Source organism: Centipeda periodontii DSM 2778, assembly GCF_000213975.1.
In the GTDB taxonomy this organism is placed as follows: Bacteria; Bacillota; Negativicutes; order Selenomonadales; family Selenomonadaceae; genus Centipeda; species Centipeda periodontii.
Genome location: NZ_GL892076.1, coordinates 1,091,420 through 1,112,411, shown reverse-complemented (window position 1 = coordinate 1,112,411; position 20,992 = coordinate 1,091,420). Strand labels below are relative to the sequence as shown.

Here is a 20,992-nt window from a genome sequence, read left to right as displayed (position 1 = left end):
TTCCTTAAAGCCCCGTAATCATGGATACAAGAGGAATCGTCGCCACGGAGATCAGCGTCGAGAGTGCGATGATCTCTGTCATCAGCGGATAGGCGACCTTGTTGTAGAGCAGTGCGACCATAGCAACCATGCCGCCCGTCGGCGCGGCAACGATGACGAGGCTGCATCCGAGGATGTAGGGATTCGTCACGAAAAGTTTCATCACGAAAAGAATTGGGATCGGCAGCACCACTGCTTTGAGAAACGTATAGAGCACGAGCTTCCGATCCGTCAGCATATGGCGCATGTGGATGTCCTTGAGTGAGGCTCCGATCATCATCATCGCAAGCGGTGCCGTCATTGCGCCGATCATCGCAAATGCCTGTGAGAGCAGCGGATGTGTCTGAATCTCACCGAAGTAGATCACGCACGCGATCATCGATGCAATGATGCCGGGATTGAGCAGCATACGGAACATCTCGAATCCGCGCCGCTTGTGAATGCTGATGGAGGAAACGCCGTAGACGAAGAAGAGCAGGTTCACAGGAATGAAGAAAAGTGTCATGTAGACGACCGCCTGATCACCGTAGACTCCCTGCACAAGCGGCAGTCCCATGAAGAGAGAGTTGTTGAACCAGAACGAGAGATTGACCGCGCCGCGCAGTCGCCCGCGAAACCGCAGGATGAGCGGCAGGAGGAAGCCGATAATGCACATCATCGCGAGGAGTGCAGCATAGGCGGTATAGGTCTCGATGACCTGGTGCAGCCCCATATGCTCGTCTGCGCGCATCGCCGCAGAGATGATGAGGCACGGACACGCGATGTTTACAATCAGGGAGGAAAACTGCTCCTGATTGTTCGGAATGATGATAGAGTAGCGCCGGGCAAGCGCTCCTGCAAAGATCATCAGGAAAAATACGATCATCTGACCTAGGATCAGCATTGCATTACCTTCTTTTCAGTTCGTAAAAATCTATTTGTGTTTCTCCTCAAGCAGAGGCTTCAAAAATCTCCCCGTATAGGACTCAGGAACTTGAACGATCTGCTCGGGAGTTCCCTTCGCGACGATTGTCCCACCGCGCACGCCGCCCTCGGGACCGAGGTCGATCACATAGTCCGCCGCCTTGATGACATCGAGGTTGTGCTCGATGACGACAACGGTATCGCCGCCATCCACGAGGCGTTGGAGGATCACGAGCAGCTTGTGAATGTCCGCCGCGTGCAGCCCCGTCGTCGGCTCGTCGAGGATGTAGAGCGTCTTGCCCGTACTGCGCTTCGACAGCTCCGTCGCGAGCTTCACGCGCTGCGCCTCGCCGCCCGAGAGCGTCGTCGCGGGCTGTCCGAGGCGGATGTAGCCGAGCCCCACGTCACGGATGATCTCGAGCTTGCGCGCGATGCGCGGTACATTCTGGAAGAAATCGACCGCCTCATCGATCGTCATGTCGAGCACCTCGGCGATGGTCTTGCCCTTGTAGTGCACCTCGAGCGTCTCACGATTGTACCGCGCGCCCTTGCAGACCTCGCACGGCACATAGACATCGGGCAGGAACTGCATCTCGATTTTCAAAATACCGTCCCCGCGGCACGCCTCGCAGCGTCCGCCCTTCACGTTGAAGCTGAACCGCCCCGCCTTGTACCCGCGCATACGCGACTCGGACACCTGACTGAAGAGGTCACGGATCGCGTCGAACACACCCGTATAGGTGGCGGGATTCGAGCGCGGCGTGCGCCCGATCGGCTGTTGGTCGATGTTGATGACCTTGTCGATGTGTTCGAGCCCCTTGATCTTCTTGTGTTTGCCGGGCTTGCCCTTCGCGCGGTAGAGACGCGAAGCGACGCCGCGATAGAGGATCTCGTTGACGAGCGTAGACTTGCCAGAACCCGAGACGCCCGTCACGAGTGTGAGCGTCCCGAGCGGGAACTTCACGTTGATCTCCTTGAGGTTGTTCTCTGCCGCGCCCACCACTTCGAGGAAGTTGCCATTGCCCTTGCGCCGCTCGGCGGGCACGGGAATGAACTTCTTGCGTGCGAGATACTGCCCCGTGATGGAGGCGGGGTTCTTCATGATCTCCTCCGCTGTCCCCTCCGCGACCACCTTGCCGCCATGCTCACCCGCTCCGGGGCCAATATCGATGATGTGGTCAGCGGCGTACATCGTGTCCTCATCATGCTCCACAACGATCAGTGTGTTGCCGAGGTCGCGCAGATGGCGCAGCGTCGCAAGGAGACGGTTGTTGTCGCGCTGATGGAGACCGATGCTCGGCTCATCGAGGATGTAGAGCACACCCATGAGCCCCGAGCCGATCTGCGTCGCGAGGCGGATGCGCTGTGCCTCGCCGCCCGAGAGCGTACCCGCCGCGCGTGAGAGCGTCAGATAGTCGAGACCAACATCGAGGAGGAAATGCAGACGCGCGTGAATCTCCTTCAGAATCTCCACAGCGATCTTCGCCTCGCGCGGGCTAAAGTCCTTTTCCGCCTCCGCAAGGAATGCGTCTGCCTCGCGGATCGTGAGTGCCGTAAGATCAGCAATACTCTTGCCGCCGATCGTTACCGCAAGTGTCTCGGGCTTCAGACGCGCGCCGTGACACGCCGTACACGGCGTATCCGTCATGTAGTCCTCGTAGCTCTCGCGCATCTCCTCCGAGTCCGTCTCGCGATAGCGGCGCGCAAGTGCGGGCAGAACGCCCTCGTACGGGACGTTGTATTCCTTTTCCTCGCCGAACATATTCGTGTAACGGAAGGAAACATATTCCTCCGAACCGTAGAGCAGCATCTTCTGTGTCTTCTTGTCCATGCGCTTCCACGGCGTATGCTCGTCATAATCATGCGCACGGAGGAGCGCCGTGATCGCGCGCATCCCATAGGAGTTCGGATTCTTCGAAAGCGGCGCAAAGACACCGTCCGCCACACTGAGTGCAGTGTCGGGCAGAACGAGTTCGGGATCGAATTCCTTGTGACTGCCGAGCCCCGTACAGACGGGACACGCGCCGAACGGACTGTTGAATGAGAACATGCGCGGCGCGATCTCGGGCAGCGAGATGCCGCAGTCGACACAGGCAAAATTCTCACTGAACATGAGTGTATCCCCGTCGACAATCTGCACATAGACCACGCCGCCCCCCGCATGGAGCGCCGTTTCGAGCGAGTCCGCGAGGCGGCTCTCCATCCCTGCACGCACAACGAGACGGTCAACCACGATCTCGATCGTATGCTTCTTCTGCTTTTCGAGCGCAATCTCCTCACCGAGATCGCGCAATTCTCCGTCGATGCGCACGCGCACATAACCGTCGCGGCGGATCTGGTCGAGGATCTTGCGATGCTCGCCCTTTTTCCCACGCACGAGCTGCGCCATGATAAGCAGCTTCGTTCCCTCGGGCTGCGTCAGGATGGCGTCAACCATCTGATCGACGCTCTGCTGCGCGATCGGCTTGCCGCAGTTTGGACAGTGCGGACGCCCCGCACGCGCATACAGCAGACGCAGATAGTCATAGACCTCCGTCACCGTGCCGACTGTCGAGCGCGGGTTGTGGCTCGTCGTCTTCTGGTCAATCGAAATCGCGGGCGACAGCCCCTCGATGTTGTCCACGTCGGGCTTATCCATCTGCCCGAGGAACTGCCGCGCGTACGCGGACAGCGACTCCACATAGCGACGCTGCCCCTCGGCGTAGATCGTGTCAAACGCGAGCGAGGACTTGCCCGAGCCGGACAGCCCCGTCACCACAACCAATTTATCGCGCGGAATCTCCACGTTGATATTCTTCAGATTATGGGCGCGAGCGCCCTCGATTTTAATGCTTTCGTTCATAGTTTCCCCTATTGTTTCTTCTTCGGCAGTTCGCCCTCAAGTTCCACAATCATGTCGCGCAGTTCTGCCGCACGCTCGAACTCGAGCGCACGCGATGCCTGCTGCATTTCGCGCAGGAGGCTCTTGACGAGGTTCTCGCGCTCCTTCTTGCCGAGTTTCTTCTTCGCCTTGCCGTCCTTTTTGCCGTAGGGTGCGGTACTCTCGGCGGCGACAAGCGTCATCTCAATCAGCGGCACAATGGGTTTTTCGATGGTCTTCGGCGTGATGCCGTGCGCCTCGTTGTATTCGTTCTGTATCGTGCGGCGGCGCTCCGTCTCGTCGATGGCGCGCTGCATCGAGCCCGTGATCACATCGCCGTACATGATGACATGACCGCCTGCGTTGCGCGCAGCACGTCCAATGGTCTGGATGAGTGCGGTATCGGAGCGCAGAAAGCCCTCCTTGTCCGCGTCGAGGATGGCGATGAGCGACACCTCGGGCATGTCCAGCCCCTCGCGCAGGAGGTTGATGCCGACAAGCACATCAAACTCGCCCGCGCGCAGGTCGTGAATGATCTCCGCGCGCTCGATGGTCGCAATGTCCGAATGGAGGTAGCGCACCTTGACGCCCGCCTCGCGCAAGTACTCGGTCAGGTTTTCCGCCATCCGCTTCGTGAGTGTCGTAACGAGCACGCGCTCGTTGCGGTCAATACACACGCGAATCTCCGAGAGCAAATCGTCGATCTGTCCGTCGAGCGGGCGCACCTCGACCACGGGGTCGAGAAGTCCCGTCGGACGGATGATCTGCTGCGCGACCTGCTGTGCCTGCTGCATCTCGTATTTGCCGGGCGTTGCGGAGACGTAAACGATCTGGTTGACACGCGCGGCAAACTCCTCAAACGTCAGCGGTCGGTTATCGAACGCAGACGGCAGACGGAAACCGTTGTCGACGAGCGAGACCTTTCGGCTGCGGTCACCGCCGTACATGGCGTGAATCTGCGGCAGTGTCACATGGGACTCGTCGATCATGATGAGGAAGTCCTCAGGGAAGTAGTCGAGGAGCGTGTACGGCGTGTCGCCCGCCTTGCGGTGCGTCAGGTGACGCGAGTAGTTCTCGATGCCGGAGCAGTATCCCATCTCCTCGATCATCTCAAGGTCGTAGTTCGTGCGCTGCTCAAGCCGCTGCGCCTCAAGCAGTTTGCCCGCGCCCTTGAGTTCGCCCAGACGCTCTGCAAGCTCTGTGCGGATGTCCGCCATCGCAATCTTCATGTCCTCATCGTCCGTGACATAGTGGGACGCGGGAAAGACCATGGAATGCAGGCGCTCGCCGTAGACCTCGCCCGTCATCGCGTCAAACTCGATGATGCGCTCCACCTCGTCGCCGAACATCTCGATGCGCACGCCACGATTGTTGTAGCCCGCAGGAAAGATTTCAACAACATCGCCGCGCACGCGGAAGCGCCCGCGCTCGAATGCAATGTCGTTGCGCTCGTAGCGGATGGAAACGAGCTTTTGGAGAATCGCCTCGCGCGGGATCGTCTGTCCCTTGTGCACGGAGAGCACCATCTCGTGATAGCTCTCAGGTGAGCCGAGACCGTAGATGCATGACACGCTCGCAACGATGATGACATCGCGCCGCTCGAACAGCGAACAGGTCGCAGAGTGGCGCAGTTCATCGATCTCGTCGTTGATGGACGCATCCTTCTCGATGTAGGTATCTGTCTGCGCGATGTATGCCTCCGGCTGATAGTAGTCGTAATAGCTGACAAAGTAGCCGACGTAGTTGTCGGGAAAGAACGACTTGAACTCGCTTGCGAGCTGTGCGGCAAGCGTCTTGTTGTGCGCAATGACGAGCGTCGGACGCTGCACGCGCTCGATGACCTTTGCCATCGTATATGTCTTGCCCGTACCCGTCGCGCCGAGGAGCACCTGCGCCGTCATGCCGTTCTCGATGCCGCCCGCGATGTCCGCAATCGCCTGCGGCTGATCGCCCATCGGCTCAAAGGGCGCAATGACCTTGAACGGGATCTCCTTCTCGAAGATCGTCGTATTCAGTTTCGGAACCATCGCCATCGCGCACCCTCCCTGTCATTCTCGAAAAATCATTCTGTCATTATAGCGCATTCAACGTGGGTTGGAAATACTCACGCATAAAAAAGCACCCCGCAGGGTGCTTTTTATCATTGCAATTAGAGCTTGCTGACCTCTGCCGCAGTCATGATCTCAACGACGGTAATGTCCTTCACCGTATTGAGGTCGATAAAGCCGCCGTCCACGAGCTGCACAACGGGCATCGCCGTAACGCGCGACTCGTCGATGTAGACGATGCGCCCTGCAGTACCGTCGGAGAGACGCAACCAGCAGCCATTGAGCGCAGCATTGAGCTTACGCATAAAGAGCACAGCGTATTCGGAGTCGAGTTTTCCGTCCAGAACGTCGGCATAGAGAATCTTGAAGACCTCGAACGGCGAACGCTTCTCCGCATAGCTGCGGCTCGATGCCATCGCATCGTAGCTGTCGAGCACGGCGAGCACTCTGCCAAACGTCGAGATCTGATCGCCCTTAAGTCCGGACGGATAGCCAGAGCCGTCGTTGCGCTCGTGATGCTGGATGACTCCGTTCATGAGGTCGGTCCGTCCCGAGAGTTCGCTGCCCTCGAGGAGCTTGAAGCTGTCCACCACATGATTTTTGAGGATGTCGAACTCCTCCTCCGTGAGGCGTCCCTTCTTCTCAAGCAGCTCCTTATCGATGAACTGCTTGCCAATGTCGAGAAAGAGCCCTGCGAGCACGAGGTTCTGGCGGTCAATGCCGCCCAGCCCCATCCACTTTGCCATAAGTCCGCTGAGGATGGCGAGATGGACGCAGTGATGGAGGTTGTAGTCACCCTCCTGATTCATCGTGTAGATCATGGAAACCGCCGTCGCGCCCTCCTTGTAGAGATCGCGCAGACGTCCGCCCGCCATCACGGGCTGCAGAATGTCCATGTTGAGTTTTCCGGTGACGGCTGCCTCCTGAAAGAGTTTTTCCATCTCGCTGTAAACGTAACGATAATCCTCTGCATATTTGTCGTCCAGCTTCGCATCGCGCTCCGGAGCCGGTGCAAAGAGATCCGTCGATTCTGCTGCCGTTTTCGAACTTTTTTCCTTCTCCACGGCAGCAAGGATGCTGTCCTCATCGACATAGACGGATGCAATTCCCTTCTCATTGAGCAGCTTGATCGTCTCCCGATCCAGAACCGTACCGCCCTCAACGAGAACAACTTCCGTTTCCCCATCGTAGACCGTACGCCCGATGAGCATTTCCGGCAGGAGGCTCCGAACAGCAAACGCTTTTAACATAATGTTTTCTCTCCCTTTTCTTCCTTGAACAGAGTGTCCTGATTATCCCTTGACAACGATATTGACGAGCTTGCCCGGAACGCAGACAACCTTCACGATCGTTTTTCCCTCTGTGAGCTCCTTCGCGCGCGGCAGTTCGGTGACCAATTGCTCCATCGCCGCCTTGTCAAGATCAGCGGCAATCTTCACACGGTCGCGTACTTTTCCGTTGATCTGCAGTACCACCTCGATTTCGTCCTGCGTGAGCGCAGACTCGTCATATGTCGGCCATTTCTGAACGTGAACGCTGCCCGTAAAGAGGCGCGCCCAGAGTTCCTCCGTGATGTGCGGCGCAAACGGCGCAAGTAGGCGCAACAGCACACTTGCCGTTTCACGCGCAAGCGCGGGGCTGAGTTCCTTATCTTGAAATGCGTAGAACGCATTGACCAGTTCCATGATGGCAGAGATTGCCGTATTGAACATGAAGCGGTCGCGCACATCCTCGGTGACCTTCTTCGTAGTCATGTGCAGGACGCGGCGCAGTTCGCTCTCCTCCGACGTGAGCACTGCGGGATCGTAGGATCCCGGCGCGCCCTTGATCGCATCCTCGAACTGAAGCAGGATGCGCCAGACGCGGTTCAGGAAGCGGAACGCCCCCTCGACGCCCTGATCGCTCCAATCCAGATCGCGCTCCACGGGAGCCGCAAACAAGATGAAGAGGCGCGCCGTATCCGCGCCGTACTTTTCGATGATCTCCTCAGGCGATACGACATTGCCGAGCGACTTCGACATCTTCGCCCCGTCCTTGATGACCATGCCCTGCGTGAGGAGGTTCGTGAACGGCTCATCGAAGTCGAGCATCCCCGCATCGCGCAGCACCTTTGTGAAGAAGCGGGCATAAAGGAGATGCAGGATCGCGTGCTCGATGCCGCCGATGTACTGATCGACGGGTGCCCAGTAGTTCACCTTGTCGCGATCAAATGGACGCTCCGTATTGTGCGGGTCGGCGTAGCGGTAGTAGTACCACGAAGAGCAGATGAAGGTGTCCATCGTATCTGTCTCGCGTATCGCCGGTCCGCCACACTTCGGGCATTTACAGTGGAGGAAGTGTTCGCTCGAGGAGAGCGGCGATACCGCCCCCTGCTCGAAGGACACATCCTCTGGCAGACGCACGGGCAGCTCCTCCTCGGGGACGAGCACCTCACCGCACTTCTCGCAGTTAATGATCGGAATGGGTGCGCCCCAGTAACGCTGACGTGAGATGAGCCAGTCGCGCAGGCGGTAGTTGACACGGCGTTTGCCGTACCCCTGTGCCTCCGCCTCGTCGATGATCGCGCCCATCGCCGCGTGCATCTCCATCCCTGTGAACTTGCCGGAGTTGATCAGGATGCCTTCCTTCTCAACGTATGCCGCTGTCATGTCCTCGAGGCGAAGTTCTCCTTCGGGCGGGCGGATCGTGAGGATCTTGCGGATGCCGTATTTCGTCGCGAACATCCAGTCACGCTGATCCTCGGACGGCACTGCCATAACTGCGCCCGTGCCATACTCAAAGAGCACATAGTTCGTTACCCAGATCTCGACCTGCTCCCCATTGAACGGATTCGTGCAGTAGAGCCCCGTGAAGATGCCTTCCTTCTCCGACTCACTCGAAGCGCGCTCAATGTCGGACTGCTTGCGGACACGCATGCAGAACGCGCGAATCTCGTCTGCCTTGTCGCTGACCGTGCAGATCTTCTCCACAAGCGGATGCTCGGGCGCAAGCGCGACGAAGGTCATGCCGAAGACAGTATCGGGGCGCGTCGTATAGACGGGAATCTCCGTGTTGAGTTTGGGCAGGGGCAGACGGAACTCAAGACCCTCGCTGCGTCCGATCCAGTTCTCCTGCATCGTCTTGACGCGCTCGGGCCAGCCCGGAAGTTTGTCAAGGTCTTCAAGAAGTTCGTCCGCGTAGTCCGTGATCTTAAAGAACCACTGTGCGAGATTCTTCTTGTGAACCTCGGACTTGCAGCGCCAGCACTTGCCGTCTTCGACCTGCTCGTTCGCGAGCACCGTGCCGCAGGTATCGCACCAGTTGACGGACGCCGCCTTCTTATATGCAAGGCCCTTTTTATAGAAGAGCTCAAAGAGCCACTGTGTCCAGCGGTAGTAGTCCTCACGGCAGGTGATGACCTCGCGCGCCCAGTCATACGCGAGCCCGAGCGCACGCTGTTGCCGCTCCATGTTCTCAATGTTCGCATACGTCCACTTCGCAGGGTGCACCTTGTTCTGGATTGCCGCGTTCTCTGCGGGCATGCCAAAGGAATCGAACCCCATCGGGTGCAGGACGTTGTAGCCTTCCATCGTCCGGAAACGCGCGACTACGTCTCCAATCGAGTAGTTGCGGACATGACCCATGTGGAGTTTTCCTGACGGATATGGAAACATCTCAAGCACGTAGTATTTCGGCTTCGTGTCGTCCATCTCCGTATGGCAGCTGTGCTCTGTTTCCCAGATCTTCTGCCACTTCGTCTCGATCTCCTGCGGGTTATATCTCTCCACTATACTCCTGCTCCTCCCAATATTTCAATCATCATACGGTTATTTCACATAATCTATCCTTAATAATTATCCCAATCTATTATACATGAAATGTGAGGAACGCGTCAATCATTATTCATATTTCCTGCGAATTGTTACATCCTTATTTCTTAGCGTTCTCCACAGGTCCGAGTCGCATTTCAACCTCGTGCGCTTTATGTTGTTTCGTGCTAAAATAATCGTGTAGCTGCAATTTATAAAGGAGGCATCTCGTTGGAGCACTATCTTTCCGGCGTCGCAGCGCACATTGGGCCGACGCTCGCCGTTTTCTTTGCGGCGTTCATCCAATCGATCACAGGATTCGGTCTCGTCATCATCGCCGCGCCTCTTCTCATGTTCTTCTACGCGCCGAAACTCACCGTCCCGATCATGCTGCTGCTCGCGTGCAGCGGCAACGCCGTGCAGGGATTTCTCATGCGAAAACAGGCGAATCTTCCGCTTGTGCGCCTAATGTACCTCGGCATGCTTGCGGGACAGCCGATTGGATTTTTCTTTTTCACCTATATCTCGAATGATGCGCTGAAGGTCTTCATCAACGTTGTCGTCCTCCTGACCCTCCTCCTCATGCAGATCTCGCACCGCCACATTCCGGAGTGTCGGCGCAACACGATCATCACAGGGGCGCTCTCGGGTTTCACGGCGATCACGACGGGCATGGGCGGACTGCCGTTCCTGATCTACCTTGCATATACCTCCATGCCGCCCAATGTGTTTCGTGCAACCTGCTTCGTTTACTTCTTCCTCGGGAACGCAACCTCGCTCATCAGCTATCTCATCGGCGGTTTCCCTCTCACGGGGGCATTCAACGAGTTCATCTACCTCCTGCCCGCACTCGCCGTCGGCATCATTGCGGGACGCAAAAGCATGCGCTTTATGCCCGCGGCGCTCTTCCGAAAATTTGTCTTTGTGATTCTCTACGTCGCCTCCACCTATACGATTGTATCGATTTTGATAACGTATTTTTGAGATAGAAAAAGCGCAGCACTCGCACCGCGCTTTTTCTATGTCATGAAATTTCTTACCGAATGGAGCGAAGCACTGCCTCAAGCTCGTCATAGCGGCGCGTCAATCGCGCCCCGAGTTCTGCCACGCGATCGACGGATGCTACCCCGCGACGGATCGCCGTTAAACCGACGTCCAGATTCTTCTTGAGATCCTCAATCCGCCCGTCAAATCCATGCTCGAAGTCCTCGACCCGATCCTCAAACGCCTGATTCGTCGCGAGCATCTTGTCGATCTCCTGCACATCACGCAGGAGCTCACTGATCGCCTCATCGGATGCCTCAAGGCGCTCGCGCGTATTCTCTGAGAGCTTGCGCACCTCGCCCGCAACAACGGCGAAGCCGCGCCCCGCCTCTCCGGCACGCGCCGCCTCGATCGCGGCGTTGAGCGCGAGGAGGTTGATCTGCGCCGAGATCTCCGTGATCATGTTCATGACCTGCTCGATCTTCTTTGTGCTCTCCGTGAGCCGTTCGAGCTTCGGGGTAATCTCCGCGTTGCGCCCGAGGAGCTCCTTTGTCATGTCGCCCTGTCCACCGAGACCGCTGCTCAGATTGTCGATGAGTCCGCCAACGCTCTCCGCGCTCTCCCCAATGCGCGCCATCGTTTTTGACATCCCCGCCATCGCGCTGCGATATTCGCTGAACTCACTCATAATGCCGTCCTTGAGTCTGCCAATGATCTCAAGACGTGCAATATCATGTTCGAGGAAGGATTTCTGACAGAGTGCATAGACGGACGGAAAGCGATTCATATAGCCGTCGTAGAATGTTCCTCCGGAAAGCCGGTAGAAGAAGATCGCCGTCAGGGTTTCATTGATGTGCATCCCCGCGATCTCACCGAGCGCCGAGTAGCCGGCGATGGAAATGCCGTCAAAGAGATCTGCGCCCGCGAGCTCCTCCGCAAAGGTCAAGCGACGCAGGATGCAGTCATTCATGATGGCACCGATGGGCGCAGGCTTGCCTTTGGCAAAGCCCGCATAGTCCGCCTTGAGGATTTCGAGGAAGCGCACGCGGCGCATGAGATAGAGTTCCTCACCTGCCGTGATATCGCAGAAGAAGTGCATCCGCTTCGCAGATTCATCAATCCTTTGCAGGGAGCGGATATAGAACTGATTGCCAACATGTGTCGCAAAGGTATATTCCGCAAGCGCGTCCGCGAGTGCCGCAATGTCCGATACGTGCATATACTCCATCAACACATCGGTGAGCAGGACGGGTCGTCCCTCGGCATCCGCAACGGTGTCCACCGTCCGGAATGTCGCATCCGAACCGATCACCGTCCAATGCGCCCCCATTTCCTCCGCTGCCTGTGTCTTGAACACAGAGTAGCGGTAATCTGCGGCGAGTTTGACGACAAGGACGACGGCATGGTTCTCGAGTACCTCTCTGCCGTTGTAGATATAGGTGTGGGAAAAGTCGAGTGCACCGCCCGCACTCCCGCCGATATAGGGGCAGGGCAGGCTCTCTGCGTCATAGAGAGCCTTGAGTACAAAAGACTCGCACGCACTCACCCCGTCGACATAGACGAAGGCAAAGGTGTCGTCAAAGCGCACGGGAAAGGGAATGTGCTCGGCACGGACATCTGCGGTGATCTTTTCCACGCGCTCGGCGGGTGTGAGTGTCACCTCACCGCGCCGCATATCCTCGTTGTGGAGGGGCAGCGTCATCATATGCGTCTGCGCGATCATGCGCTTGCTGAACACTTGTAGCAGAACCTTGGCACGCCCGTCCTCCGCGTCCATATAGTAGGAACGCGAATCCTTCGTACGTGTGAGCTCGCCGCATGTTGTCATCAAGAGGAGCTGCACATCGGGCGGCGAAACGGACTGAACTGCACGCGCAACATCATCCATTCCGAGGTCGGCGGAGATAAACCCCATGACGATGGCGGGACCGCCCGGCACATCGTAGAGTTCGCGCAGGCGCTCTGCTGTCAGCTCACTCCGCGAAAGATATGCAGACTTCATGTCGCTGCCCCCCACGGTGCCGAGTCCTGCAAACGGAGCGCGGGTCTTCGGCGGCTCCGTCTGCGCGGACGTTTTTACGACAAGGGGCTTCGCCTGGATGTGATCCGTGGGTGATACTTCATCTTTTTTCTTATTCCCGAATAGCCCAAACATATCAATTCCTCCCTATCGGCAACCTCGATTCAGATTCAATTTAATTCAATTATAACACGCAGCTATCCCCGCCGCAAGAATCTGTAAAGGATCATCGGCACAACGAGCATAGGCACGCCGATATAGAGCGCAGAACGCAGCTCCGGCACGAAGATCATGAACGCGAGGCAGAGCACCTGTGCCCAAATTCCAAAAAGTGTTACGTACGGAAAAAGGGGCATACGATAGCGCAGGAGGGAAACCTGTCCGTCCGCTTCAAGCTGCCTCCGACGGCGGTACTGGCTCCAACAGATCGAGATCCACGCCATGGCACCCGAGAAGCCCGAGAGTGCGAGCAGGTACGTATAGAGCTCGCTGTGCGGATTCATCGCGTAGATCGCGATGACACCCCAGCAGAAGATGATGGAAGCATAGATGGCACGCGAGGGTACGCCCTTTCTGCTCAGTCCTTCGAGCACGCGGGGTGCCATGCCCATCGTCGCAAGCGCATGCACCGTCCGTGCTGCACCGTAGAGTCCGGAGTTCGAACAGGAGATCGCCGCCGTCAGCACGACGAATGAAAAGAGTGCGGCTAGCTCCGTAAAACCGTGCTCGGTGAGTGCTGCCGCAAAGACGCTCTCGGAGAGCGAGGCATGATCCCACGGCAGGATGGAGATAAGGAGTGTAATGGGCACGATATAGAGGGAAATGATGCGCCATGTGACGTTGCGCACCGCCGTCGGAATGCTGCGTGCGGGATCGGCAGTCTCTCCCGCTGCAAGACCGATGATCTCCGTCCCTTGAAAATTCACGAGAATGATGACCATGGTGAGCGCGATGCTCGCATAGCCGTTTGGCGCAAAGCCGCCGCTGCCAAGGAGGATGCGCGTACCGATATAGCCCTCATCGCCGATGAAACCGAGGCAGATGAGGAGAGCGACCACGCTGAACGCCACGAGCGCCGTGACCTTGACGAGGGAGAGCCAAAACTCACTCTCACCGAATTTATCGACACGAAACAGATTGAGAATGGTGACGATGAGTCCGAAGAACACTGCCCACCAAACCGTTCCGATCTCCGGAAAAAAACCATTCATAATGATGCCTGCGGCGATCATCTCCGAAGGCACGTAGGAGACCCACGTCACCCAGTACGACCAACCGACGCCGCACGCCCATGTTGCGGAGATGTTCTCGCGCGCATAGACGACAAAAGAGCCGGAGAGCGGTTTTTCCACCGCGAGCTCGGCGAGGCAGAGCATGACCGCAAGGACAATGATGCCGCCGAGAAGATAGGAAATCATAGCCGCAGGTCCTGCCTGCTCGAGCACATAGCCCGTCCCGAGGAAGTATCCGCTCCCGATGACCCCGCCGAGAGAGATAAACTGAAGATGTCTGTGCTTCAGCTTCCGTTTCATTGTCGATTCGCCCATGGGCTTCCTAACACAACCTTTCTGCCCAATTTTATTTCATCAAAAATGCGCTCTCATCATACTACAAGAGCGCATAGATTACTACGATTTATTTGACAAAGTCGGAAATTTTTATTATCATCGTAACAACTACACAAAGGAGGAGCTAACATTATGAAATTCAGAGCCTTGCTGCTCGCCATTGCCCTCGTCATTACGGTGTCAGGCACCACGAGTGCCGCCGTCACCGAACATCGGGAGTCGACGACGAATCTTTCCATTTCCTATCCCGTCCTCAGTTTGGACAATGCTGCCATCGCAAATCTCATCAACGCCGATATCGAGGCGCTTGCTGCGAACATGCGCGCACAGTATGAGAGCGGCGCATTCTACCGCGGCGAGTTCGGCTATCGCGTCCATCTCGACGACGACAACTTCCTCTCCGTGACGTTCACGGATCTGCGCTACGAGCTGCGCGGCAATCAGCCGACGCGTCATGACTACGGCTTCGTCTACTACAAGAAAACCGGTCAGCGCCTGCCGCTTGCCTTCTTCGTTCACGTCACGCCGTCCGATCTCGACGGCGAGGCGATAAACGGTCATCTCTACAACGAGCAGGGACGCAATACGCCGATTCAGCCTGAAAAGACTGTGCACGAGGTGCCGACGAACTACTTCCTCGGCGGGCGCGGCTATGTCTGCCCCATCTTTCAGGCGGGCGAGCTGACGGCGAGCACGGGACCGACCTACATTCTGCTTGACGCGAGCATCGTCGACTACTTCAACCGCAAGAACAAATAACAATGGAGGCCTACACGACCATCACAGGGGAGATACCGGAGGGCGGTGTCTCCCCTGTTTTGTATGAGATTCAACGCTCGCGTTTCCTCGCCTACGTGATTCATGCGGAGGATGAGGAAGAGGTACGCACATGGCTACAGTCCATAAAGAAGGAACACTATGAGGCGCGTCACGTCCCCTATGCGATGGTGCTCGGTGCACACGCCGACCGTCAGCGCTCAAGCGACGACGGCGAGCCGGGCGGCACGGCGGGCAGCCCGATCCTCGAGGCGATCAAGACACGCGGGATTACAAACGCCGCCGTCGCCGTTGTCCGTTACTTTGGAGGAATCAAACTCGGCGCAGGCGGACTCATCCGCGCCTATGCCCACGCGGCAGGCCTTGGACTCGACGCAACGGCAAAGATCCGCATGACGCCCCTGCATACGATGTACGTCACGATCGACTATGACCTCCTCGCCGCTGTCGAACGCTATATCCGCGACACGGGAGTACAGACCGAAGCGACAGACTATGCGGATACAGTGAGACTCACCCTGCTCATTCCAACCGGCGACATCGATCTGCATCAGCGCGCACTCACCGACCTCACAGCAGGACGCGCGCGGTACAAATTAGGCGGGCATAAGTATGTCGCCGTGCCTCTTGCATAGACAAAGGCTGTTGCACGAAGTTTTCCAGCTTCGTGCAACAGCCCCTTTTATTCAATATTGCAAATTTCCTTGCCGCAGTTCTCGCAGTGAATCTCTTCCTTCAGGAAGTCGATGTCCTTGATGAGGATCAGGTGCCCACGCATCGCGATCACTCCGCTCTTCCTAAGGTCGGCGAGCATGCGGTTGAGACTTTCGCGCGCGGAGGCAGAGTAGTTCGCGAGCTCCTGATTCGTGAGCGGTACGGAGATCAGAATCCCCTCATCGGTCTCCATCCCGTAGCTGTTCGCGAGGCGGATGAGTGTCGAGTAGAGTGCGCCCTTCTTGCCGTAGAGCACGAGATCACGAAATTTCAAATGCTGCTTTCGCATGTGCATCCCGATCAGCTTGATGAGTGCGATCGAAAGGTGGGGGTGTTTCTCTAAATATGCCTGCAGAACGGGAAACTCAATCGCGTAGACTTCCGAGGCGCTGCGCGCGACTGCGCTGAAGATGTAGGTCGGCTCTTCCTCATAGATCGGCAGCTCACCGATGAGGCTCCCCTTGGTCGCGAGGCGCAGGGCAAGCACGCGTCCCGACGCACCGTATTTCACAATGAAGATATGCCCCGAGCGCACAATGTAGAAATAATGTGCCGCCGTGCCCTCGCGAAACAGGTATGCGCCGTCATGCAGCGATATCACCTTGCCCGGAATCGACATCAGCTCCCGAATAAGCGTCTCCTGATCCACGACCTTCGCCTCCAGTCTCACCATAAGGATTTCCTATTGCATTCTTTAATATTATCGAAAAAACTGTTAAAAACCTGTGACATCGGTCACATCCAAAGTAAATTTTTTTCATTATAATTTTTTTGTATCAATGTTATAGGAAACTCTGATGTATCACGGACACGTCTCAGAGTTTCGCGAAATCATCATAGGAGAGATGCAAATGGCAAGCAAGGACATTCTCGCCGCGCTCGGCGAGAACCCGTCGCGGCGCGAGATCCTCGCGCATTGGGATCCGGAGAACGAAACATTCTGGAAAAAATATGGCGAGCGCGTCGCCAAGCAGAACCTCTACACGTCAACGTGGGCGCTGACACTCGCCTTCGTCGCGTGGACAATGTGGGCGACGATCGCCGCCCAGCTCAATCAGGTTGGCTTTCACTTCTCGGACAACGAGATCTTCACGCTCGCGGCACTGCCCGGACTCGTCGGTGCAACAGGGCGCCTCGTCTACACCTATCTCCCCGCCATCGTCGGCGGGCGCAATTGGACGTTCATCTCGACGGCGCTGCTGCTCTTTCCGCTCATAGGACTTGGGAACGCACTCACGGACACGACAACGACCTACGATACTTTTGTCCTGCTTGTCGCTGCGATCGGCATTGCAGGTGCAAACTTCTCCTCGTCCATGGCAAACATCGGCTTCTTTTTTCCGAAGTCGCAGAAGGGACTTGCGCTCGGCATCAATGCCGGCATCGGCAATCTCGGCGTTTCGCTCATCTACCTGACCGCCCCCATGCTGCTTGGTGCGAGCTTCGGCGGACTGTTCGGCGATCCGCTCATCAATGCTGCCGGCAAGGAAGTCTACCTCCAGAACGTCTGCTACTTCTGGGCGATCCCGACGGCACTCACACTCATCCTCGTCTGGATGTTCATGGACAATCTGCCCATTCCGAAGCAGAGCCCGCGCAGCATGATGTCCATCTTCGGCAACAAACACACATGGCTGATCACGGTCATTTACACCTGCGGATTCGGCTCGTTCATCGGTTACTCCGCAGCGCTGGCACTCCTTGTCAACCGCGAGTTCCCTGAGGTTTCGTTCGCCTACGCGGCATTCCTCGGACCATTCATCGGCGCGGGTGTGCGCCCCATCGGCGGCTGGGTCTCGGACAAGGTCAACAGCGGCTCGAAGGTCACGTTCTACTCGTTGCTCCTCATGCTCGTCGCGTGCATCGTCACGGTGCTCGGCATTCAGGCACATAACTTTGCGCTCTTCTTCGGCGCCTTCCTCGTACTCTTCTTCTCGACGGGCTTCATCAACGCAGCGTCCTTCCGCATGATCCCGTTCGTCTTTGATAATCCCGTGCACGCATCCCTCGTCACAGGCTTTACGGCGGCGATCGCGGCATACGGTGCATTCCTCATCCCGAAGATCTTCGGCTGGTCGTACGGTACACAGGGCAGCGTCATCCCCGCATTCTACATCCTGATTGCGTTTACCGTCATCACCATCATCATTACATACTACTTCTACGCACGCAAGGGCTCCGGCATTAAGTGCTAATCGACGGTAAGCAAAGAGGCTGCTCTCAAAAGGGCAGCTTTTTTATTTGGAAAAGCGATATGCCGTTCACATCCTTCATTTCACCCAAACAGCGAACTATGGTATAATGGGTGGAGAATAGGGAGGTTATAGGGGGAATCATGGAAATCGAAACAATCAAAAATGCATCGCAGGACAGCAATAAAATGCTGAACCACAAGATGAAGGTTCTGCTCGACATCGGACAGACACTGATGGAGAACGGCGCGGACTGCGCGCGCATCGTGCGTGATATGCGGCGCGCGGCAGTGCATCTGCGCATCCCTGCCGAACAGATCCAGTCGCATGTCACCTATACGACACTCATGCTCTGCGTCAGTGACGGGGAACGCTCCTTCACGCAGTTCCGCAAATGTCTGAAGCACGGGGTCAACCTTGCCGTCCTCGCTGCCGTCAGCAAGCTCACCTGGCGCATTCTGCGCGGCAACACGCCGCTTGCGCCGATCGAAAATGCAATCAACCGCATCCGTGAACGCCCCCTCTGCTATCCCGACTGGATCATCGCGCTTGGTGCCGCCGTCGGTTCGGGCGGTTCATGCAAGCTCTTCGGTGGAAGCTGGCTTGAGGCGCTCGTCGCCACCATCGCGGCTCTTATGGGATTTATTGCTCACCGTATGAGCACAAAGTACGCATTCAATCCCTATGCCTGTGCCATGATTACGGGCTTTGTTGCGACGGTCGCGGCGTGGATCATCCCCGCCGCACTTGGTCTTCCGATCATGTGGTACGCACTCGTTGCCTGCACCATCTTCCTCATGCCCGGCTTCCCATCCATCAATGCGGCAAGTGACACGCTGAACCGCTTCACCACCTCCGGCATGACGCGCGCGATGGACACCATGCTCATCATCGGCGGCATGACGTTCGGCATCGCCTTTGCCATTCTCGTTGCAGGGGTTCACAACATCTCCGACGTGCACATCCAGCCGACAGACACCTATCTCAATCAGGCGATCGCGGCAATCCTTGCTGCGGGCGGCTTCTCCGTCATGTTCAACACGCCGAAGAAGCTGCTCGCCGTCGTCGCCCTCGAAGGCATTGTCACCATGCTCATCCGCAACGTCATCATGCTCGAGTTCGGACTGCCGCAGGCGATCGGCTCCTTTGTCGCGGCCGCCGTCGTTGGCATCGCAGCGCTGAAGATCATCCACATCGTCCATACGCCGAACACCCTGCTCATCATTCCGCCCGTCATTCCGCTCATCCCCTGCGTTCTCCTTTACCGGCTTCTCTTCGCCGTCCTGCACATTCATACCATCTCCGCCGGGGAGCTCTTGGATGCTCTGCGCTTTGGCGTCGACGGCATGACCATCATCCTCGCCGTCGTCGTCGGCGTCTCCATTCCGAACATCTTTATCCAAAAACGTATCGAGGCACAGCAGCAGCGTGAGATCGATGCCATTATTGCAGCACGAGCCGATACGTAAGTATTTTCTATAACCGCCGCATGGCGGTTTTTTATTGGCATAACACCTCCTTTCTTTTACATATATATCATTTATGATATAATAAACGTGGCAAGAACATAGGAAGGTGGACTGCATGCTCATGAATACTGCACAAATCAAAAAAGCCTCAGCGGATGACAACCGGACACTCAACCACAAAATGAAGATCCTGCTCGATATTGGACAGGCGCTCATGGAAAGCGGTGCAGACTGTACACGCATCATACGGGATATGCGGCGTGCTGCAGCACACTTGCGCATTCCTTCCGATCAGCTCCAGTCCCACGTTACCTATACGACACTCATGCTGAATATCACAGATGGAGAACGCTCCCTCACACAGTTCCGCAAGTGCATGAAACACGGCGTGAATCTCGCCGTGATTGAAGCCATCAGCAAACTGACATGGCGTATCCTGCGTGACAACACGCCTATAAACGCCATCGAAAACGCCGTCACCCGCATCCGACATCGTCCGCGCAGCTATCCGACATGGGCTGCATCTCTTGGTGCTGCAATTGCTTCAGGCGCATCGTGCTCGCTTTTTGGAGGAAGTCTGTCAGAAGCACTCATCGCAACCATTGCGGCACTCGCGGGATTCATCGCCCACCGCCTCAGCATCAGTAATGAATTCAACCCCTATGCCTGCTCCATGATCGCTGCCTTTGTCTCCACCATCTTCGCGTGGTTCATCCCGCTTATTCTCGGCTTCCCGACCATGTGGTATGCGCTTGTTTCCTGCACCATCTTCCTCATCCCCGGGTTCCCGATCGTCAACTCCACTAGCGATGTCATCAATCGCTTTATCTCCTCCGGCATGACACGCGCGATAGATACCATACTCATTATCGGCGGTATGACCTTCGGCATTGCCTTTGCCATCCTATTCACAGGCATCGAGAACATCTCCGATGTCCAGATTCGACCGACCGATGCCTACCTCGGTCAGGCACTTGCCGCAGCGCTTGCCGCAGGTGGTTTTTCCATCATCTTCAACACACCGAAAAAGCTGCTCGCTCTTGTCGCTCTTGAGGGAATACTCACGATGCTCATCCGCAACGTCCTCATGAACGAATTTGGTTTATCACAGGCGATTGGCTCCTTCGCTGCCGCTGCCGTTGTCGGCATTTCCGCACTCAAGGTCATCCACATCGTCCACACGCCGAACACACTGCTCATCATTCCTCCCATCATTCCTCTCGTGCCCGGTGTCCTGCTCTATCGCCTTCTCTTCGCCATCCTCCACATTCAGACCATCTCCGCGGAGGAACTACTGCAGGCGCTGCGCTTCGGCGTTGACGGCATGACCATCATCCTCGCCATCGTCATCGGTGTCTCCATCCCCAACATATTCATCCAAAGCCGTATCGAAATGCAGCAGCAGCGTGAAATAAATGCCATCATCGTCCGCCGTGAGGCAGAAAGATAAAAAAAGACAAAACACCATCCGTACGGGAAGTTTGTTCGGATGGTATTTTGTCTATTGTATACATGTCAATGTTATAGAATCATAATTTCTATAAATATTATAAATACGTGTATTTGCTTGTTTTCTCTAGTGTTGTGCGAGCCAACATGCATATTGGTCCCCCAAAAATTACTTTTACTA

Annotated in this window: 14 protein-coding genes; 6 read left to right on the top strand and 8 right to left on the bottom strand. The window is 56.6% G+C overall.

The annotated features are described in order from the left end of the window. Window positions 1-4: 4 nt before the first annotated feature. The 5 genes from HMPREF9081_RS04865 to leuS form a co-directional block, all read right to left on the bottom strand. Window positions 5-922, bottom strand: coding sequence for an AEC family transporter (locus HMPREF9081_RS04865; protein ID WP_006305920.1), 918 nt, complete (start codon window positions 920-922; stop codon window positions 5-7). Window positions 923-952: 30 nt separating this feature from the next. After that, complete coding sequence (gene uvrA / locus HMPREF9081_RS04860) at window positions 953-3,784, bottom strand: excinuclease ABC subunit UvrA (protein WP_006305919.1); 2,832 nt, start codon at window positions 3,782-3,784, stop codon at window positions 953-955. A gap of 8 nt (window positions 3,785-3,792) precedes the next feature. Continuing rightward, entirely contained in the window at window positions 3,793-5,835 is a 2,043-nt protein-coding gene (uvrB, locus tag HMPREF9081_RS04855; protein ID WP_006305918.1) for an excinuclease ABC subunit UvrB, read from the bottom strand. 116 nt (window positions 5,836-5,951) lie between these two features. Further along, the gene (locus HMPREF9081_RS04850) at window positions 5,952-7,100 is read right to left on the bottom strand and encodes an HD-GYP domain-containing protein (protein ID WP_006305917.1); all 1,149 of its coding nucleotides are present in this window, start codon (window positions 7,098-7,100) and stop codon (window positions 5,952-5,954) included. A 42-nt stretch (window positions 7,101-7,142) separates the two neighbouring features. After that, on the bottom strand, window positions 7,143-9,617 hold the full coding sequence (leuS, locus tag HMPREF9081_RS04845; protein WP_006305916.1) for a leucine--tRNA ligase: 2,475 nt from the start codon (window positions 9,615-9,617) through the stop codon (window positions 7,143-7,145). 252 nt (window positions 9,618-9,869) lie between these two features. Between leuS and HMPREF9081_RS04840 the strand changes: the two genes are divergently transcribed. After that, a complete protein-coding gene (locus HMPREF9081_RS04840; RefSeq protein WP_006305915.1) occupies window positions 9,870-10,622 on the top strand; it encodes a sulfite exporter TauE/SafE family protein in 753 nt (250 codons plus the stop codon). Window positions 10,623-10,674: 52 nt separating this feature from the next. On the opposite strand, the gene HMPREF9081_RS04835 is transcribed toward HMPREF9081_RS04840, so the two are convergent. Together HMPREF9081_RS04835 and HMPREF9081_RS04830 are read right to left on the bottom strand one after the other, a co-directional pair. Further along, a complete protein-coding gene (locus HMPREF9081_RS04835) occupies window positions 10,675-12,777 on the bottom strand; it encodes a methyl-accepting chemotaxis protein (RefSeq protein ID WP_006305914.1) in 2,103 nt (700 codons plus the stop codon). 62 nt (window positions 12,778-12,839) lie between these two features. Then, a complete protein-coding gene (locus HMPREF9081_RS04830) occupies window positions 12,840-14,189 on the bottom strand; it encodes an amino acid permease (protein WP_006305913.1) in 1,350 nt (449 codons plus the stop codon). Between the two features lie 153 nt (window positions 14,190-14,342). Here HMPREF9081_RS04830 and HMPREF9081_RS04825 point away from each other — a divergent pair, with 153 nt between their 5' ends. After that, complete coding sequence (locus HMPREF9081_RS04825; protein WP_006305912.1) at window positions 14,343-14,969, top strand: polysaccharide deacetylase family protein; 627 nt, start codon at window positions 14,343-14,345, stop codon at window positions 14,967-14,969. Window positions 14,970-14,971: 2 nt separating this feature from the next. After that, window positions 14,972-15,622 carry an IMPACT family protein gene (locus tag HMPREF9081_RS04820; RefSeq protein ID WP_006305911.1) on the top strand — a complete coding sequence of 217 codons (651 nt, stop codon included), beginning with the start codon at window positions 14,972-14,974 and terminating at the stop codon, window positions 15,620-15,622. 47 nt (window positions 15,623-15,669) lie between these two features. On the opposite strand, the gene HMPREF9081_RS04815 is transcribed toward HMPREF9081_RS04820, so the two are convergent. Next, on the bottom strand, window positions 15,670-16,350 hold the full coding sequence (locus HMPREF9081_RS04815; protein WP_040395501.1) for a Crp/Fnr family transcriptional regulator: 681 nt from the start codon (window positions 16,348-16,350) through the stop codon (window positions 15,670-15,672). Window positions 16,351-16,546: 196 nt separating this feature from the next. Between HMPREF9081_RS04815 and HMPREF9081_RS04810 the strand changes: the two genes are divergently transcribed. From HMPREF9081_RS04810 to HMPREF9081_RS04795, 3 genes are all read left to right on the top strand, one after another. Next, the gene (locus tag HMPREF9081_RS04810) at window positions 16,547-17,896 is read left to right on the top strand and encodes an MFS transporter (protein WP_040395500.1); all 1,350 of its coding nucleotides are present in this window, start codon (window positions 16,547-16,549) and stop codon (window positions 17,894-17,896) included. 140 nt (window positions 17,897-18,036) lie between these two features. Beyond that, the gene (locus tag HMPREF9081_RS04800) at window positions 18,037-19,362 is read left to right on the top strand and encodes a threonine/serine exporter family protein (protein WP_040394547.1); all 1,326 of its coding nucleotides are present in this window, start codon (window positions 18,037-18,039) and stop codon (window positions 19,360-19,362) included. A 121-nt stretch (window positions 19,363-19,483) separates the two neighbouring features. Further along, window positions 19,484-20,812 (top strand): threonine/serine exporter family protein, encoded by a 1,329-nt coding sequence (locus tag HMPREF9081_RS04795; protein WP_040395499.1) that lies wholly within the window; start codon window positions 19,484-19,486, stop codon window positions 20,810-20,812. The last annotated feature ends 180 nt before the right edge of the window (window positions 20,813-20,992 follow it).